This window comes from Micromonospora sp. NPDC051006 (genome assembly GCF_044456245.1).
In the GTDB taxonomy this organism is placed as follows: Bacteria; Actinomycetota; Actinomycetes; order Mycobacteriales; family Micromonosporaceae; genus Micromonospora.
The window spans coordinates 126,418-142,943 of record NZ_JBITFP010000004.1 but is presented as its reverse complement, the minus strand read 5'-3'; the positions used below and the strand labels follow the sequence as shown (position 1 = coordinate 142,943).

Annotated in this window: 12 protein-coding genes; 5 read left to right on the top strand and 7 right to left on the bottom strand. The window is 73.4% G+C overall.

Features of this window, described 5'->3' with window-relative positions; translation table 11 throughout:
* Positions 1-164: 164 nt before the first annotated feature.
* The 3 genes from ACIBBA_RS09340 to ACIBBA_RS09330 all read right to left on the bottom strand — a co-directional run bounded on the left by ACIBBA_RS09340 (position 165) and on the right by ACIBBA_RS09330 (position 2,744).
* Positions 165-1,247 (bottom strand): hypothetical protein, encoded by a 1,083-nt coding sequence (locus ACIBBA_RS09340; protein ID WP_396695407.1) that lies wholly within the window; start codon positions 1,245-1,247, stop codon positions 165-167.
* The gene (locus tag ACIBBA_RS09335) at positions 1,244-1,810 is read right to left on the bottom strand and encodes an RNA polymerase sigma factor (RefSeq protein WP_396695405.1); all 567 of its coding nucleotides are present in this window, start codon (positions 1,808-1,810) and stop codon (positions 1,244-1,246) included. The genes ACIBBA_RS09340 and ACIBBA_RS09335 overlap by 4 nt, the downstream gene beginning before the upstream one ends.
* A 130-nt stretch (positions 1,811-1,940) precedes the next feature.
* Positions 1,941-2,744 (bottom strand): DeoR/GlpR family DNA-binding transcription regulator, encoded by an 804-nt coding sequence (locus ACIBBA_RS09330; protein WP_396695404.1) that lies wholly within the window; start codon positions 2,742-2,744, stop codon positions 1,941-1,943.
* A 139-nt stretch (positions 2,745-2,883) separates the two neighbouring features.
* Between ACIBBA_RS09330 and ACIBBA_RS09325 the strand changes: the two genes are divergently transcribed.
* Genes ACIBBA_RS09325 through ACIBBA_RS09305 form a run of 5 tightly spaced genes read left to right on the top strand, consistent with a single transcriptional unit; the run spans position 2,884 to position 8,012 of the window.
* Positions 2,884-4,206 (top strand): four-carbon acid sugar kinase family protein, encoded by a 1,323-nt coding sequence (locus ACIBBA_RS09325; RefSeq protein ID WP_396695402.1) that lies wholly within the window; start codon positions 2,884-2,886, stop codon positions 4,204-4,206.
* Entirely contained in the window at positions 4,203-5,669 is a 1,467-nt protein-coding gene (locus tag ACIBBA_RS09320; protein ID WP_396695400.1) for an L-fuculokinase, read from the top strand. The genes ACIBBA_RS09325 and ACIBBA_RS09320 overlap by 4 nt, the downstream gene beginning before the upstream one ends.
* Positions 5,666-6,556, top strand: coding sequence for a hypothetical protein (locus ACIBBA_RS09315; protein ID WP_396695399.1), 891 nt, complete (start codon positions 5,666-5,668; stop codon positions 6,554-6,556). The genes ACIBBA_RS09320 and ACIBBA_RS09315 overlap by 4 nt, the downstream gene beginning before the upstream one ends.
* A complete protein-coding gene (locus ACIBBA_RS09310) occupies positions 6,556-7,359 on the top strand; it encodes a hydroxypyruvate isomerase family protein (protein WP_396695397.1) in 804 nt (267 codons plus the stop codon). Before ACIBBA_RS09315 ends, ACIBBA_RS09310 begins: the two co-directional genes overlap by 1 nt.
* Entirely contained in the window at positions 7,356-8,012 is a 657-nt protein-coding gene (locus ACIBBA_RS09305) for an aspartate/glutamate racemase family protein (protein WP_396695395.1), read from the top strand. The genes ACIBBA_RS09310 and ACIBBA_RS09305 overlap by 4 nt, the downstream gene beginning before the upstream one ends.
* Before the next feature lie 75 nt (positions 8,013-8,087).
* On the opposite strand, the gene ACIBBA_RS09300 is transcribed toward ACIBBA_RS09305, so the two are convergent.
* From ACIBBA_RS09300 to ACIBBA_RS09285, 4 genes are read right to left on the bottom strand one after another with little or no spacing between them, the layout of a single operon-like run.
* Positions 8,088-9,476: a GH1 family beta-glucosidase gene (locus ACIBBA_RS09300; RefSeq protein ID WP_396695393.1), complete on the bottom strand. Its 1,389-nt coding sequence runs from the start codon at positions 9,474-9,476 to the stop codon at positions 8,088-8,090.
* Positions 9,473-11,356 (bottom strand): hypothetical protein, encoded by a 1,884-nt coding sequence (locus ACIBBA_RS09295; RefSeq protein WP_396695391.1) that lies wholly within the window; start codon positions 11,354-11,356, stop codon positions 9,473-9,475. The genes ACIBBA_RS09300 and ACIBBA_RS09295 overlap by 4 nt, the downstream gene beginning before the upstream one ends.
* A complete protein-coding gene (locus ACIBBA_RS09290; protein ID WP_396695389.1) occupies positions 11,356-13,893 on the bottom strand; it encodes a glycosyl hydrolase 2 galactose-binding domain-containing protein in 2,538 nt (845 codons plus the stop codon). The genes ACIBBA_RS09295 and ACIBBA_RS09290 overlap by 1 nt, the downstream gene beginning before the upstream one ends.
* Entirely contained in the window at positions 13,890-16,520 is a 2,631-nt protein-coding gene (locus tag ACIBBA_RS09285) for an alpha-mannosidase (RefSeq protein WP_396695387.1), read from the bottom strand. Before ACIBBA_RS09285 ends, ACIBBA_RS09290 begins: the two co-directional genes overlap by 4 nt.
* Positions 16,521-16,526: the final 6 nt, after the last annotated feature.

The following is a 16,526-nucleotide window of genomic DNA, read 5'->3' as shown; positions in this document are numbered from 1 at the left end:
GGGCTACCCACACACCCCCCCCCCCGCCCGCCCACCCCCGGCGGCCGCGCCCCGGGGGGGGGGGGGGCGGGCGCCCCCCCCCCCCCCGCGGGGGGGGGGGGCGGGGCCGCCCCCCCCCCCCCCCCCCCACGACCGTCGCCCCCCGTGACGCGACGGCTGTCCGGTCAGTCGCAGCCCAGGGCTCCCTCGTACCCGGCCGGCGGCCCTCCGGCGGCGACCTTGTCGGCGATCTCCCAGAACACCTCCGGCCAGTCGCCCTGGTCGTTCATGTCGTGCAGCACCCGCCACTGGTGGCTGCCGCTCAGCGCGTCGGCGGCCCGCTGGAGTGCCGCGTCGTCGCCGGCCCGCTTGGCGCGCAGCCACTCGGCGATCCAGGCGCAGCCGACCCGGGAGGTCACCTGGGCGCCGAACTGGTAGGAGTCGTTGGTACCGACGTCGCCCAGCGCGGCGGCGTCGAAGCCCGGCGGCAGCGGCACCTCGGCCAGCACCTTCGCCGCCTGCGCGTCCACCCGGTCCGGCGTGACGATCTCCGGCGGAAGCGCGGCCAACCAGGTGCGCACGTCGACGCGCACGACGGCGGCGAGGACGTGGTCGAACTCGTCGCGGCTCCAGCGGCTCCCGGTACGCAGTTCGACGAAGACACCGTCGCGGGGCCGGAGCATGACCGCGAAGTCGCCGACGCTGTAACGGAACAACTCCCCCGGCCAACCGTCCACTCGCACCGGCTCCGGTGGGCTGACGTTGAGCCGGTCCGCGTAGAAGTCGTGGTAATAGTCAGCCGGATACCAGTTCATCTCCAGCTGCCGCCCGCCGTTGCTGAAGGCGATGGTGCCCTGCTGCTTGGCGAACCCGTAGACGGTGGTGGCCCGCCAACCGCGCTGGTTGATCAGCAGCCGCGGGTTCTCCTCGGCGGCCTTCATCGCCACCGGCGAGTAGACGACGGGCGTACTCGCGCTGGGGCTGTCGACGGGTGCGGCCTGGCGGTCGACCGGATGCTCGCGAAGCATGGTGGACGCGGCCACGACGCCGGTGAGAACCGCGGCCGCGGTCAGCGCGCCGGCGAAGCGGCGGACCATGCCGCGGCGCGGTCGGGGGCGCGTTTGGGGTGGTTCGACGACGGGACCGGGGGTCGGCTCGGACACGATCTCCTCCAGGAGGCTCTGCCTCGCCCCGTCGAGGTGCCCGATGACGTCGGGTCGATAGGGGTCGGCGTCTCGGACCATCCGGTCAAGGTGCTCCTCGGTCATCTGCCCTCCTCCGGGGTGGGTGCGGTCAGGACGTCGAGTACATGTCCGGGTGGGGCGGGGGCGTCACCGACGAGTTCACGCAGCCTGGCTCGCGCGCGCGACAGGCGGGTCCGGACCGCGGCCGGGCTCACCCGCAGGACGGCTGCCACCTCGCGCGGCTGCAAGCCCTCCCAGACGTGCAGCATCAGCACCTCCCGGTCCAGCTCGCCCAGCCTGGCCAGCGCGGCCTGGACGGCGAGCCGTTCGGGAACCTCGCGGCCCGGGTCGACGGCGCTCACGGCCGCTATCTGCTGCCGCAGCCGCTCACCCAGCCGCTGCCGGCGGGTGCCACCCCGGTGGTGGTTCGCCAGCACGCGGCGGGCGACGCCGTACAGCCACAGCCGGGCTTCGGCGTCGGCCGGCAACTCGTGCCGGCGGCGCCAGGCGACGAGGAAGGTCTCGGCGATGACGTCGGCGGCGTCCTCGGGGTGCTCGACGCGGCGAAGGGCGTACGCCAGCAGAGGTTCGAAGTCCTCGGCGTAGACCCGTCGGAAGCGGTCCTCGTGCTCAATCGCGGAGCTCACGTCCACCCCATGTCCGGTCGGGTCCCAATCGTGACAGGACCGGTCTGACGTGGGTGGCGTTCGATTCGAATGGCGCGACGTCACGAGCATTCGGCCGGCCACCGAACCGGCCCCACCGTTACCGCCCGGGCTAGCCGACGGCGATCAGCAGGCTGGTGACCGAGGCCAGTTGGGCGCGGTCGGCCTCGATCACCCCGTCGTCGGTGATGACCGCGTCGACCTGGACGTAGTCGCAGATCGGCACCGGCGCGGTCTGGCGCAGCTTGGACGAGTCCGCCAGCAGCACGACCCGGTCGGCGGCGGCGATGAAGGCCCGCTTCGCCTCGGCGTCCAGCGGCGTGCCGCAGTACGCGCCGCAGCCGGTCAGCCCGCTGGCCGCCAGAAAGAAGGTGTGCATCCGGAGCCGGCTGACCGCGGTCACGGTGTCCGGTCCGGTGAACGCCTGGGTGGCCGGTTGGAGAAGGCCACCGAGACCGATGAGGGTCGCGTCGGAGCGTTCGCCGAGTGCCGCCATGGCGGGCAGCGAGTGGGTCACCACGGTGACGTCGCTGTCGGGCGGCAGCAGTCGAGCCAGTTCGAGGGTGGTGGTGCCCGCGTCGATGCCGATGGTGGCGCCGGGCTCGACGAACCGCAACGCCCGGTGGGCGATGGCCCGCTTCTGGCGCGACTGCGCCTGGGAACGGGTGCCGAACGGGGAGCCGGGCTGCGCCCCGCCCGGCGGGACGGCACCGCCGTACACGAGTTCGGCCAGGCCGAGGTCGGCGAGTCGCTGCAGGTCGCGCCGCACGGTGCGATCGGACACCGACAACCGGGCGCTGAGTTCGGGCGCCGAGACGTAGCCGGTACGGCACATCCAGCGCAGGATCTCCTCCCGGCGTTGCGGCGCGGAGGTGTAGCGCAACTTCTCCTCGCCTGCGGGCTGTGGACCTGTCACGGCTAGACCGTACCGGTGCCGGGCCGCGTCTCGTCGGCCCGGTGACCGTTATCGGACGGAAGTTGTCCGACCCTTGACATCTTTCGTTGGCGGACGGAGAGTGAGGTCGGCAGCCGGCGACCGGAACGGGGGACGTTGCGTGGAGGAATCCGCCGCCTGGCGGGCGGAGATCGCGGTCGATCGTCGACCGAAGGTGATCGTCGACGACGACCCCACCGGGACCCAGTCCGTCAGCGACGTCGAGGTGATCCTGCGACCGGACCGGGCCGCGTTCGACCACTTCTTCGGCTCAAGGCAGCGCGCGACCTTCGTACTGTCCAACAGCCGCGCGCTTCCCCAACGCGCCGCGACCGCGCTGGTCGGCGACATCGCCCGCACGGTGGCGGCGGCCGCCCGGGCGGTCGAGCGGCCAGCGACCCTGATCCTGCGCGGAGATTCGACGCTACGCGGTCACGTGATCGGCGAGGCCGAGGCCGTGGCGCCGCGGACACCGATGCTGTTCGTGCCCGCGTTCCTCGACGGCGGCCGCTTCACCCGCGACGGCGTCCACTATCTGCGGACCGAGACCGGGGCGGTTCCGGTGGCCGACACCGAGTTCGCCCGGGATCCGGACTTCGGTTACCGCAGCCGGCACCTCAGCGACTGGGTGAGCGAGGTCAGCGGCGGCCGTCGCCATGCGGTGACCGTGCCCCTCCCCCGGCTGGCTGAGCGCGGACCCGACGCGGTCGCCGAGGCGCTGCTGGGCGCGACGCCCGAGGCGGTGGTGGTCCCCGACTGTGTCAGCGACGCCGATGTGCTGGCCATCGCGGCTGGCCTGATCAGAGCACAGAACCGAGGCGCCCGGGTGGTGGTCCGCTGCGCCGCCTCGCTCGCCGCCGCCCTGGCTGGCCTTTCCACGCGGCCGCTGGCGCGTCTCGAACTGCCACCCCCCGGCCGGGTACTGATCGCCTGCGGCTCGTTCACCACGGCCAGCACCCGACAGCTGCGGGCCTTGGGCGGGCTGTGGCATCGTCGCGTGGACATCCCGGTCGGCGCGCGGAAGGGCGAGGACGAGCTGCTGGCCAAGGCGGTACGCGAGCGTCTCGACCGGGACGGCCGGGCGCTGGTGTCCACCGACCGGACGCCCCGGCACGACACCGTCCCCGCCGCGCCCGAGTTGCTCATGGACACCCTCGTGGCGACCGTGCGGCAGCTCGCCGCCGACGTGGACCTGGTCGTCGCCAAGGGCGGCATCACCTCCGCCCGACTCGCCACCGAGGCGCTGGGCGCGACCAGCGCCCGGGTACGCGGGCAGATCCTGCCCGGCGTGCCGGTCTGGGATCTGCGCACGTCCGGGAAGAACTCGTCCTACGTGATCGTGCCCGGCAACGTCGGCGCCGACAGCACCCTGCGGGACATCCTGGACCGGATCGCCACGGCGCCCGCCGGGCGGTCTCCGCACGTCGAGCAGGGCGACCGGTGAGCGAGGTCGAGCCGCTGCTGGCCGGCCTGGACGTGGGCACCACGCACACCAAGGCCGGCGTCTACCGCACCGACGGCGACCCGGTCGCCCAACGCCAGACCCCCACCCCGGCCGACGCCGAGACGCTGCGGGACACCGCGCTGCGACTGCTCGCGGACTGCGTGTCGGCCGCCGGTGTCCCGCCGGTCGCCCTCGGGGTCGCGAGCATGGCGGAGACGGGCGTCCCGCTGGACGCCGCCGGCGCTCCGATCGGCGAGCTGCTGCACTGGCGGGACCGCCGCGCCGGCCGGCAGGCCGAGCAGCTGGCCGAGGCCGTCGGCCCGGCGGCCTTCTTCGCCACCACCGGGCTGCACCCGAGCGCGAAGCTGCCGCTGGCCCGCTGGATCTGGCTGCGCCAGCACGACTCGGACGTGCTGCGCCGGATGACCTGCTGGGCGAACGCCGCCGACCTGGTCGTGGGCGCCCTCACCGGCACGGTCGCCACCAGCCCGACGCTGGCCGCCCGTACCGGCGGCTTCGACATCGCCGCCGGGCGGTACCGGCCCGAACTACTCGACCTGGCCGGACTGCGACCCGACCAGCTGCCGCCGGTGCTCGCCGCCGACCAGGTCGCCGGGCGGGTCACCGTCACCGCCGCACGGCGTACCGGGCTACCCGCCGGCACCCCCGTCGTCGTCGCCGGGCACGACCACCTGGTCGCCGCCTGGGCCGCCGGGGTCCGCGCCCCCGGCCAGGTGGCCGACTCCATGGGTACGGCGGAGGCGGTCCTCACCCCCGTCGTCGCGCTGCCGCCCCCAGCCGTGCGGGCCACCGGGAACTCGGTCGGCCCGTTCGTCGACGGCCGATCGTTCTGCCTGATCAGCGGCCTGTCCAGCAGCGGCGGACTGGTCGAGTGGCTCCTCGACCGGATCGCGCCGGCCGGACAGCCGGACCGGCACGAGTGGTTCACCAACCTCGTCGGCCCACCGCCCTGCCGGCCGACCGGCATCACCGTGCAGCCCTACCTGCACGGGCGGGCCAGCCCCGAACCCGATCCACACCGGACGTTGGCCTTGCACGGCATCCGCCCGGAGCACACCCTCGCCGACATCGGCCGCGCCGTCCTGGAAGGGCTCTGCATGCAGGTGCGCTGGATGATCGAGACCCAGTTGAGCATCAGCGGGCACCAACCCGACTCGGTGCGGGTCTTCGGCGGGCCCACCGCCAACCCCACCTGGATGTGGATCAAGGCTCAGGTGACCCCGGCCCCCGTCGTCGTGCTGCCCCGGCACTGTGGCGCGGCGCTCGGCGCGGCCCAACTCGCCGGACGGGCGATCGGCATCCCGCAGACACCGCCGCCGGGACCGCCGCCGCGACCGGCAACGGAGACCACACCCGACTGGGAGGCGGCGTACCGCTCGCACTTCCTGCCGTCAGCCACGACCGCCTCCAACCCGCCCCTGAACAGTGAGGAAGAATCGTGACCGTCTCACCGGCACCGACCCTGGACCGGCTCGCCCGCGGCACCGGCACGTTCGCCATGGTCGCCATGGACCAGCGGGAAAGCCTGCGCACCATGCTCAGCGAGCAGGGCCACCCCGCCGACGACGCGGCGCTGACCTCGTTCAAGCTCGAGGTCGCCACGACGCTGGCGCCACATGCCTCGGCGTTCCTGATTGACCGGCACTACGCGTACGCCGAACTCGTCCGGGACCGGCTGCTGCCGACCGGCTGCGGGTTGATCCTCGCCGTCGACGCGCTGTCCCAGCCGCCCGGCGGGCCGGTGGAGGACACCGCCATCGACGGGGACGTCGACCTCGACCAGGCCCGGCGGAACGGCGTGGTGGCGTTGAAGCTGTTGGTGATGTGGAAGCGGGACGGCGGCGAGGATCGCCGGGTGGCGATGGCCGCTCGCTTCGTGGACCTCTGCCGGCAGGCGGGGCTGCTCTCCGTACTCGAACCGGTCGCCGTCGCCGCGCCGGGACAGCGGGACTTCGACCTCGACGCGGCCATCCTCGACGCCGCCGCCGCCCTCGGCCCGCTCGACCCGACTCTCTACAAGGCACAGGTGCCCCGCCGGGGCCGTGGCGATCTCGGGCAACTCGTGGCCGCCTGCGAGAAGCTGGACCGGCAGCTCGCCCGGCCCTGGGTGGTGCTCTCCAACGGCGTGGAGACGGCGGACTTCCCGACCGCGGTCGAGGCCGCCTGTCGGGCCGGGGCGTCCGGGATGCTGGCCGGCCGGGCGCTGTGGCGCGACGCCCTCGCCACGGACGACCCGGCGGCGGCGCTACGGGAGGAGTCCGTCGCCCGACTTCGGCGGCTGGTCGAGACCGTCGACCGGCACGGCCGCCGGTGGACCGAGGCCGGCTGATGCACCCCGTCGTCAACCTGGGCCTGCTCTTCACGGAACTGCCGTGGCGGCAACGGTTCGCCGCCGCGGCCGAGGCCGGCTTCCACCGGGTGGAGTTCCCCTGGCCCCCGCTGGCACCCGACGAGGTGACGCGGTTGGTGCGCGCGGCGGGGGTACAGGTCGGGCTGCTGAACATGGACGCCGGTGACCTCGCCGCCGGCGAGCGCGGTTACGGCAACGATCCACGACTTGTCGTACGCTGGCGCGACCAGCTGCGGCAGGCGCTGGACCTGGCCCGCGACCTCGACTGCCCGCTGGTGAACGTCCTCGCCGGACGCCGACTGCCCGGGATCGACGGGGCCGACCAGCTGCGCTGCCTGACCGGCAACCTGCGCTGGGCCGCCGACCTCGCCCGGCGGTACGGCCGGACCCTCGTCGTGGAGCCGATCAACGACCGCGACATCCCCGGTTACCTGCTGCCCCGCGTCGTCGACGTGCTCGCCGTCCTGGCACAGATCGACCACGAGGCGGTCGGGCTCCAGCTGGACGTCTATCACGTCGCGGCGATGGGCGACGACGTCACCGGCGCGGTCGCGGCGGCCGGCGGCCGGCTCGGCCACGTACAACTGGCCGACCACCCGGGCCGCCACGAGCCAGGCACCGGCGAACTGGATGTAGACGCGCTGCTCTCGGCGCTGACCGCGGCCGGCTACCAGGGCGGGCTCGCTCTGGAGTACGAGCCCAGCCTGCCCTCGGCGGCGAGCCTGCGCGTCGTCGCCGCGCGGTACCCGCGACTGCGACCGACCGAGGAGCGAGCCGCATGACCCGGATCTGCCTGCTGCACACGGTCACCGGCCTGCCCGCGGTTTTCGCCGACCTGCTCCGGACCGAGGTGGGCCCGGTCGACGCGGTCAACATCGTGGACGAGACGCTGCTCCGCGACACCGTCGAACACGGGATGCTGCCGCGTACCCGTCGCCGGGTGGCCAGCTACGCGGGGTTCGCGGCGGAGTCCGGCGCCGCCGCCGTCCTGGTCACCTGCTCGTCGATCGGTGAGGCGGCCGAGCAGGCGCGCGCCGAGGTGGGCATCCCGATCTACCGGGTCGACGAGCCGATGGCCGAGCAGGCCGTCAACCTCGGCCCGCGCATCGGCGTACTCGCGACCCTCACCGCCACCCTGCAACCCACCCGAGACCTGCTGCGCCGCAAGGCCGGCGAGCGCGGCGAGACGAGCGAGATTCGCGAGTCGGTGTGTCCCGGCGCGTTCGAGGCACTCCGGGGCGGCGATCCCGACCGGCACGACCAGCTCGTCGCCGCCGAGGTACGCCGCCTGGGCGGCGAGGTCGACGTGCTGGTGCTGGCGCAGGCCAGCATGGCGCGGGTGGTCGACGCGCTGCCCGCCGGTCAGGTGCCGGTGCCGGTGCTCAGCTCACCCCGGTCCGGCGTACGGCAGCTGCGCCCGTTCGCCACCCGTTGACCGCCGTCGAGGCTGATGCTCAGGCCGGCCGCCCGGTGCCGGGCGGCCGGCCCAACACCCTCGACCAGGGTCATCTCACGCCTTCCCGGCGAGGTCGTCGGTGTCGTCGACGACCCGGTTCGCGGCGATCACCGCCGCGTAGTAGCGGGCGCTGTCCTTGACGGTGCGCCGTTGGGTCGCCCGGTCGACGTGGACCAGGCCGAACCGCTGGCCGTACCCCTCGGCCCATTCCAGGTTGTCCAACAGCGACCAGTGCAGGTAACCCAACACCTGCGCGCCGGCGTCGACCGCCCGGGACAGGGCGAGCAGGTGGGCGCGCAACGCGCGTACCCGCCCGGCGTCGCGCACCCGCCCGTCGGGGCCGGGTTCGGCGTTCCAGACACCGCCGTTCTCGGTGATCAGCAGCGGGATGTCGTAGTCGCGGTGCAGGCGTACCAGCAGGTCCTGGAACACCTCGGGGACGTCCTCCCAGCCGCTGTCGGTGACCGGGACGCCCGGCTGCGCGGGCAGCACCCGCCAGGGCAGCCCGTCCGCCGGCGCAGCGCTGATCCGTCGGCGGGTGTAGTAGTTCACCCCGACGAAGTCCGGGCGGGCGCCGATCAGGTCGAGGTCGCCGGGCCGTACCCAGTCCAGCGGGCCAACCAGCCCCTCGAAGAGCTCGACGGTGTCCGCGGGGTACCGGCCGCGCAACACCGGATCGAGGAACCAGCGGTTGGTGTAGCCGTCGGACCCCCACGCCGCGGCGGCGTCCGCCGGGTCGTCGGTGACCGGATAGTTGGGGAAGAGGCTCAGTGGGATGCCGACCCGGGCGGCCGGCCGGCGCTCGCGGATGCGTTGCGTCGCCGCGCCGTGCGCCAGCAACAGGTGGTGCGCGACGAGCAACGAGGTGCGCAGATCCTGCTCCCCCGGCGCGTGCAGGCCGAGCCGGTAGCCCAGCACGGACACCACCCACGGCTCGTTGACCGTCAACCAGGTGTCGACCCGGTCGCCGAGCGCGTCGAGGCACACCTCGGCGTACGCCGCGAAAGCATCGGCGGTCGCCCGACTGGTCCACCCGCCGCGGTCCTGCAACGCCTGCGGCAGGTCCCAGTGGTACAGCGTCGGCACCGGCGTGATGCCTCGCTCCAGCAGGCCGTCGACCATCCGGTCGTAGTGCGCCAGGCCCGCCGGGTTCACCGCTCCGGTTCCGTCCGGGACGATGCGCGGCCAGGCCAGGGAGAACCGGTAGGCGTTCATCCCGAGCTGAGCCATCAGGTCCGCGTCGGCGGGCCAGCGGTGGTAATGGTCGCAGGCCTCCTCGCCGGAGTCCATCCCGCGCTCCGCCGTGAAGGTGTCCCAGATGGAGGGTGCGCGGCCATCCTCGCGGGCGGCGCCCTCGACCTGGTAGGAGGAGGTCGCGGCACCCCACAGGAAGCCGGGTGGGAAGCCGTTCGTCGGCTGCTCGCGGTGCTTGTTCGGGCTCACCAGCTGACCTCCGGAAGGTTGAGGGCCGCCTCGCAGCCGAGCAGCAGCACGCCGACGCTCCACGCGTGCGACAGCGTCAGCAACATGCCCTTCGCCTGGAAGCAGGCCGTCTGGTAGTAGCGTTCGCTGGCCATGCCCCGGTAGGCGTTGAAGTCGCCGTCGGCGCGGGCGATGAACTGCCGGAAACAGGCCAGGTTCTCCCGGGTCCGATCCAGGTAGTGCGGATCGCCGGTGGCCGCGGCCAGCTCGACCATCTCCGGCACGCAGATCAGGCCGTACGAGTGCAGGTGCTGGTTGCTCGGCGAGGCCTGGTCGGCGCCGCGGCTGCGGAAGCCGTACCGGCCGAGCAGGGTGTGCTCGTCGAAGGTCACGTCGTAGCTGTAGCGGAAGGTCAGCATCCAGTCGGCGGCGCGACGCGCCAGCTCCACCCAGCGGCGTTCGCCGGTGGCCCGCCACAACGCGACGTACGCCAGGATCGCGGCGTAGCCGTCCTCCGAGGTCGGCGCAAGGTCGACGTCCTCGGGCGCGCCGTGCAGAAACTCCTCGTGCACGAACCGGCTGTAGTAGTCGCCACCGCGCCGGGCGGCGGCCAGATAGCGCGGATCGAGCTCGCCCGCCTCGGCGAGCGCGGCCACCCAGGTCAGTCCGGCGGCGCCTTCCCAGGACAGCACCGCTCCGTCGGCGGCGTGCAACAGGCTGCCGAGGTTGCCGTCGGCTCGCTGGTTGCGTACCGCGACGTCGAGGTTGCTGCGTACCGCGTCCAGCCAGCCGGCACGGGTCGTGCCGACCGCCTCCTCGGCGCGGACCGCGCGGTGCAGGAAGAGGGTCGCCTCGGCGAGGGTACGGGCGTGCAGGCCGCCACGGACCGGTGTCCAGCTCTGACCCCAGCCACGCTCGGCGGTCCACTGCCCCCAGAATGTTCCCGCCGGGGCGAGGTTGGCGCAGATGTGCTCGATGACCGCCGCACCCGCGGCCACGTGGTCGGCATCGCCGCTTCGACGCCCGGACGCCAGCAGCGCGTGCGCGTACGGGATGCCGCTGATCCAGGCGACGTGCATCGCGGCCCGGTCACCCAGTCCCTTGACGTTGTCGTTGAACTCGCGGTCGAACGCCGCCGTCTCCAGCAGCACGGCCGGGTCCGGGCGGAAGTGCCACCGGTGCAGCCCGTACGCGGCCAACTCGGCCGCCTCCGCCACCCCGACCCAGGGCTGCAGCGGGGTCGTGGCGGACCGGGCGTGCCGCTCGCGCAGCACCGGCGCGTAGGCGTGCCGGTCGTCGGGCAGCCGATAGAGGCACACCTCGACCGTCTGCCGCTCGCCTGGCTGCCAGAGGTGGGTCTGCGCCAACGGGGTCGCGGGTTGCTGGCTGCCGAGGTAGCTGACCGGCGCCTCGACGTACGGGAAGTCGGCGTGCACCAGGGCGGCGCCGGCGTCGTGCGCGAAGCCGATTCCGGTCATGCCGAGCGGGCTGTGTTCGTCGACCGCCAGGGCCAGCCCGCCGGCCGCCCCCCAGGCGAACACCGCGGGGGTGGCCGCCCGATCGGCCCGGAAACTCCACTTCGGCGACACGAACCGCTGCGGGTCGGCGGGCTCGTCGGCGGTCCGCGCGAAGCGCGGGAAGAGCCGCGCGTTCTCCGCTGGGCGGTTCTCACCGTAGAACAGCCCGGGGATGAGCCAGTACGGATCGTCGGCCTCGAGCAGGGTGGCCGACACCCGCAGCCGCGCCTGGGCCGGCACGGCGCCGCGGTAGGTGGCGGTGATCGTCACGGTGACCCCGCCGGCGGAGGTGAGCGTCGGCGCGGCGCGCACCCGCACCTCGAACAGCTCCGGATCGAGCCCGCTGACGGTCAGTCGCGCCTCGTCCAGCCAGGTCGGCTCCATCAGTCGGTCTCCGTCAGTGTCCGGGCGGGCAGGTTCCAGCCGTCGAGGCGTACCCGCCGTTGCTCCGGTGGCACGCCGTCCCATCGGCCGTGCAGCACGCGTTCCTCACCAGGCAGCAGGTCAATGGCGTTGTCGTCCCAGCTCGGCCAGCCCGGTTCGCCGGCCGGGCGGGCGTCGAGCACCCGCAGGAACGGGACGGCCGGCCCCGTCTCGTGGCGCAGGCGCAGCGTCCAGGTCGGGCCGTCGGTGTGCAGCTCGGTGGTGATCCGGGCCGGCGGCAGGGTCAGCAGCGCGCCGAAGTCGACGCCGGCGGTGAGCAGGTAGCGGTTGGTCCGCACGTCGGTGTCCGCCTGCACCGACAGGTCCAGCAGGAAAGGCCCGCCGCTCAACTCGGCCACCGCGCACCGGATCTCACCGAACCGGTGCGGTCGCCCCTCGGCGAGCGGGGCCGACCATTGCGCCTCCGCCACCGTACGGCCGTCGAGGCAGCGCACCCGGGCAGTGACGGTCACCGGGCCGGAGTCGTTGTCCCACCACGCCCACACGGTGGCGGCGAATCGGTCGCCGCTGATCCGGGGCGCGGGCAGGGCCGCGCAGACGTGCAGCGGCCGGTAGGCGCGACGTACGTAGTGGTAGGCAGCCTTCGGCTCGCCGAAGTAGTCGACGGCGGCGGTGCACCAGCCGTTCGGGAACGACTCGTTCAGCTGCCAGGGCAGCACCCCGCAGTTCGCCGGCCGGCGCCGGTTGGCCTCGACGGCGTAGCGCAGCCCGTCCGCCTGCAGGAACTGGCTGGCCCGGGAGACCGCCGCGAGGTCGTCGAGCTTTCCGCCGAACGCCTGCTGCACCAGCGGTTCGTTGTTCCACCACCGGCCGAGGTGGTCCCAGACCGGGTTACCGGTCGTCGGGACTCGCCGATCCGGCTCGGGCACGACCGACTCGATCGCGCGCACGTTGCTCATGCCCTCGACACCGAACTCGCTGAGCAGCAGACCGCGGCCTTCGTCGTAGAGCCGGTACTGGTCGGACAGGCCCTGGTGCTCCCACGGCCCGTGCACGTCGTGGTGGTCCGGCCCGCTCCCGACGCTGTCCAGCGTGTTGCCGAACACCGGACCGGACGGTGACGTCGGCAGCCACTGCCGGTCCGGGTCCAGCCGCGCCACCGCGTCGTGCAGGGCCGCCAGCACGGGCGAATCCTCGTCGGCCAACGGCACGCCGTCCGCCCGCTGCAACTCGTTCCCGCCGCACCAGATGGCCAGGCTGGGGTGGTTGCGCCGGGCGGGGACGATCCGCTCGGCCTCGGCGGCCATCCGGGCGACGAATGCCTCGTCGTCGCTGGGCACGCTCCGCATCCCCGAACTGGACATGGCGAACTCCTGCCACACCAGGAGGCCGTAGGCGTCGCACAGGTCGTAGAAGGTCTCGCTCTCGATGAGGCCGCCGCCCCACACCCGCAGCATCGTCACCCCGGCGTCCCGGGCCAGTCCGAGCAGGTGCCGTAGCCGGGCTTCGTCGACGGCGCCGTAGAGGGCGTCGGCGGGTACCCAGTTCCAGCCCTTGATGTCGGTCGGGCGGCCGTTCAGCAGCAGCCGGTAGGGCAGCGCTGTCAGCGGGGCGTCGGCGTCGCGGCGGAACTGCACGTCCCGGAAGCCCACCCGGGTTTCGCGCTCGTCGCTACGCCGTCCGTCACGGTCGCGTAGCACCGTGCGCAGCGCGTACCGGTACGGCTCGCCGCGGCCATTCACCTCCCAACGCCGAGGCGAATCGACATCGATGGCGACCTCGGCGGTCGTCGAGTCCAGCGGCACGGTCGCCGCGGCGACGGCAACGCCGTCCGGGTCGTGCAGGCTGCACTCGGCCGTCGCCCCGGTGGCGTCGCCGTCGACCTGCAACGTGATCGTCACCCGCCCGGCCCCGCCCGCCACGGTGGGACGGGCCCACACGTCGGCCAGCCGCAACGGCCCGGTGGTCCGCAGCCGGGCCGGAGCCCAGAGGCCCTGGTGCACCAGCCGGGGGCAGAAGTCCCAGCCGTAGCCCATCCGTCCCTTGTGAACGCGAACCGCCGCCGTGTAGCCGACCTGCGGTTCGCTGTCGGGCGCGGGATCGATGACCACGGCCAGGCTGTGCTCGCCGGGACCGAGCAGCCCGGTCACCTCCAGCACGAGCGGGACGAAGGTGCCCTCGTGCGTCGCGACCCGTTCGCCGTCGAGGTAGACGGTTCCCGCGTAGTCGATGCCGTCGAACTCCAGGAAGGCCCGCTCGCCGCCGCCGAGCCCGGGCGTGCTCAGCCGGGTGCGGTACACCCAGGTCCGCTGCGGCACCCACTCCGACAGCAGGCTCTGCGTGCCGACGTACGGATCGGGGATCTGCCCGGCGGCCAGCAGGTCGGCGAGCACGCTGCCCGGCACCCGGGCCGGCACCCACCGCTGCCCGTCGTCGCGGTTGTCGCGGGCGTGCAGTTGGGCCCGGTGCAGCTGCCAGTCGTCACCGAGGAACCCCCGCAGCTGCCAGCCCGCGTCGAGGCTGGACACCTGGATCATGCCACCTCGCCCGCTCGCGCCGGCTCGTCGGCGGCTGCCGGCTCACCGGTTCCCGCCGGCTCGTCGGCTGGACCGGTCTCCCCGGTCGCTTCGGTCGCGTCGGTCGCGTCGGTCGCCGGCGCGGGGCGTTCCAGCAGATCGGTCTCGACGACGGACCGGGTGGGGTCGCCGGGGACCAGCAGCGTCTTGATCTCGTGCGGGCCGAAGGCGGCGGTCAGGGTACGGCCGAGGAACGGCAGGTCGATGGTGGCCTCAGCCGCCGCGCCGGCCGTCTCGTAGCCCCGTACGACGTAGTCGTCCGCGCCGTCCTCGGCCCGTTTGACCACCGTGATCACGACGTTGTCGGCGTCGGACACGGCGACGAAGGAGCGCTGCTGCGGCAGTGGCCCGGCGTGGTACGACTCCAGCAGCGCGACCGGTCGCTGGTCGAGTTCGGCCGCGACGCGGACCGTGCCGGCGGCCCGCCAGTCACCGGCGTGCGGCAGCAGCCGGTAGGTGAACCGTTGCACGCCCTGGTCCATGACCTCGTAGTCGCCGTCCGCCGGCAGCGGCTGCGGGGTGTGCCAGGCGTACGCGGGACTGCGCAGCGCGGTGAGCCCGATCTCGCCGCCGTTCACGTCGACGCCGTATTTGGCGTCGTTGAGAACCGACAGGCCGGCCGGGCGGCCGGACAGCTCGCCCGACACGTCCACCCACGAGTGGCTGACCGTCTCGTGCCCGTCGGCGGTGCGCTCCAGGTGGCCGTACGGGATCGCGTGCGTCGCGGTCACGCCGGTCAGTGCGGTCGGGAAGCGCAGCTTGAGCATCCGGAGCCGCTCGTGCCAGTCAATCGTCACCCGGACCTCGAGGTGCCGCGCCCCGGCGGCCAGCACGAACTCCTCCGTCAGGGTCGACGCGCCGTACTCGCTGCGCACCCGCAGCACCTGCCGGACCGGGCCGGACTCGACCAGGCGTACCGACACCGGGGCGAAGGCGCCGATCACGTCGCGGTAGGAGACCACGCCGTGCCCCCAGGTGTCGGTCTGGTCGTCCAGCACGACCGCGTGCCCGGCGCGAGCGGCGTCGTCGTCGATCAGCTCGGCGCCGGTGGCCCTGCACACCAGGCTGGACAGCCACCCCGTCTCCGGGTCGACCACGACGCGTAGGTGCTCGTTCTCCAGCACCGGCTCGGCGCCGGCCGGCTGCTCCGCCGGCACGCCGTGGTCGGGATACAGCCGGTAGAGGCGGTAGCCCAGCGGAGGCAGCTCCACCGGTACGACCAGACGCCGCCGCCCGCCGGTCAGCGTCACCGACGGGGCGACCTGCACGGCGGTGAGCGTCTGCGCGTCGTCGACCGCGACGATCGCACCGTTGCCGAGCGCGCTGCCGAACTCCACCTCGACGGTGTCCCGCACCGGCCACGGGTGCGGGTTGAACACCGCCAGCGGGGCCATCCGCTCCTCTTCGGGGATGTCGATCTGCCGGCTGATCCGCTGGATCGCCTGGTTCTGCAGACGGGCCGCGATCGACCGGGCCTCGCCGAGCTGGTCGCGCGCGTCGTCGTAGGCGCTGGGCAGCGCGGTGCCGGCCGCGGTGTCGTGGAAGTGGTTGAGCAGCACCTGCCGCCAGGCGTGTTCCAGCTGGTCGGTCACCCGGGGCATGCCGGCCACCGCTCCTGCGACGGCGGCCCACTTCTCGGCGGCCTGCAGCGCGTGTTCGGTGTGCCGGATCAGCTTCTTGATGCCGGAGTGCGCCGAGTAGCAGCCCACCCCGTGCGGCTGGATCTCACCGGCGTACTCCGGCAGGCCCCCGCCGGCGGCGGCAGCGTCGAAGAACGCCCGCACCGTGGAGAAGAGCATCTGCGGGTACTGGTCGCTGCGGTCCAGCTCCAGGATGCTGTCGATGTTCGCCCGCGTCGGTCCGCCGCCGTGGTTACCCACCCCGTAGAAGCACATCAGCGGGTCGCTGGTGTGCGGCAGCTGGGCCAGCGCCTTGCCGACGTGCACGCCCAGGTGACCGGCCGGGCTGCAGTACTCGTGCGGGATCCGGTAGGCCAGCACCCGGGAGCCGTCGGCCGCCTGCCACCAGAACGTCGGTCCGGGCAGCTGCGCCTCGTGCGGCTGCGGACGCATGAAGACGTAGCTGTCCATGCCGGACTTCGCCAGCAGCTGCGGGATGGTGGCGTTCTGCCCGAAGGGGTCTACGTTGCAGCCGACCGAGGCCATCACCCCGAACCGGTCGGCGAGGAACCGTTGCGAGTAGAGCGCGTGCCGGACGAAGCCCTCTCCCCCGGGAATGTTGCAGTCCGGCTCGACCCACCAGCCGCCGACGATCTCGAACCGGCCGGCGCGTACCTGCTCCTGCAGCGCCGCGAACAGCTCCGGATCGTGCTCCTCGATCCAGGCGAGGTAGCCGACGGAGTCGCAGGTGAAGACGAAGTCGGGGTACTCGTGGATGCGCTGCACGGCGGCGCGGAAGGTGGCCCGTGCCTCCTGGTAACCCTCCTGCCACGGCCACAGCCACACCGCGTCGATGTGCGCGTTACCGATCATGTGCAGGGCGCCGCGGGTGGCTCGGCCGGCGGGTGGCGCCGGCTGGCGGGGGATTGTCGGCCGGCGGATGCCGGGCTGCGGGTTCGCGCTGTGCATGGGGAA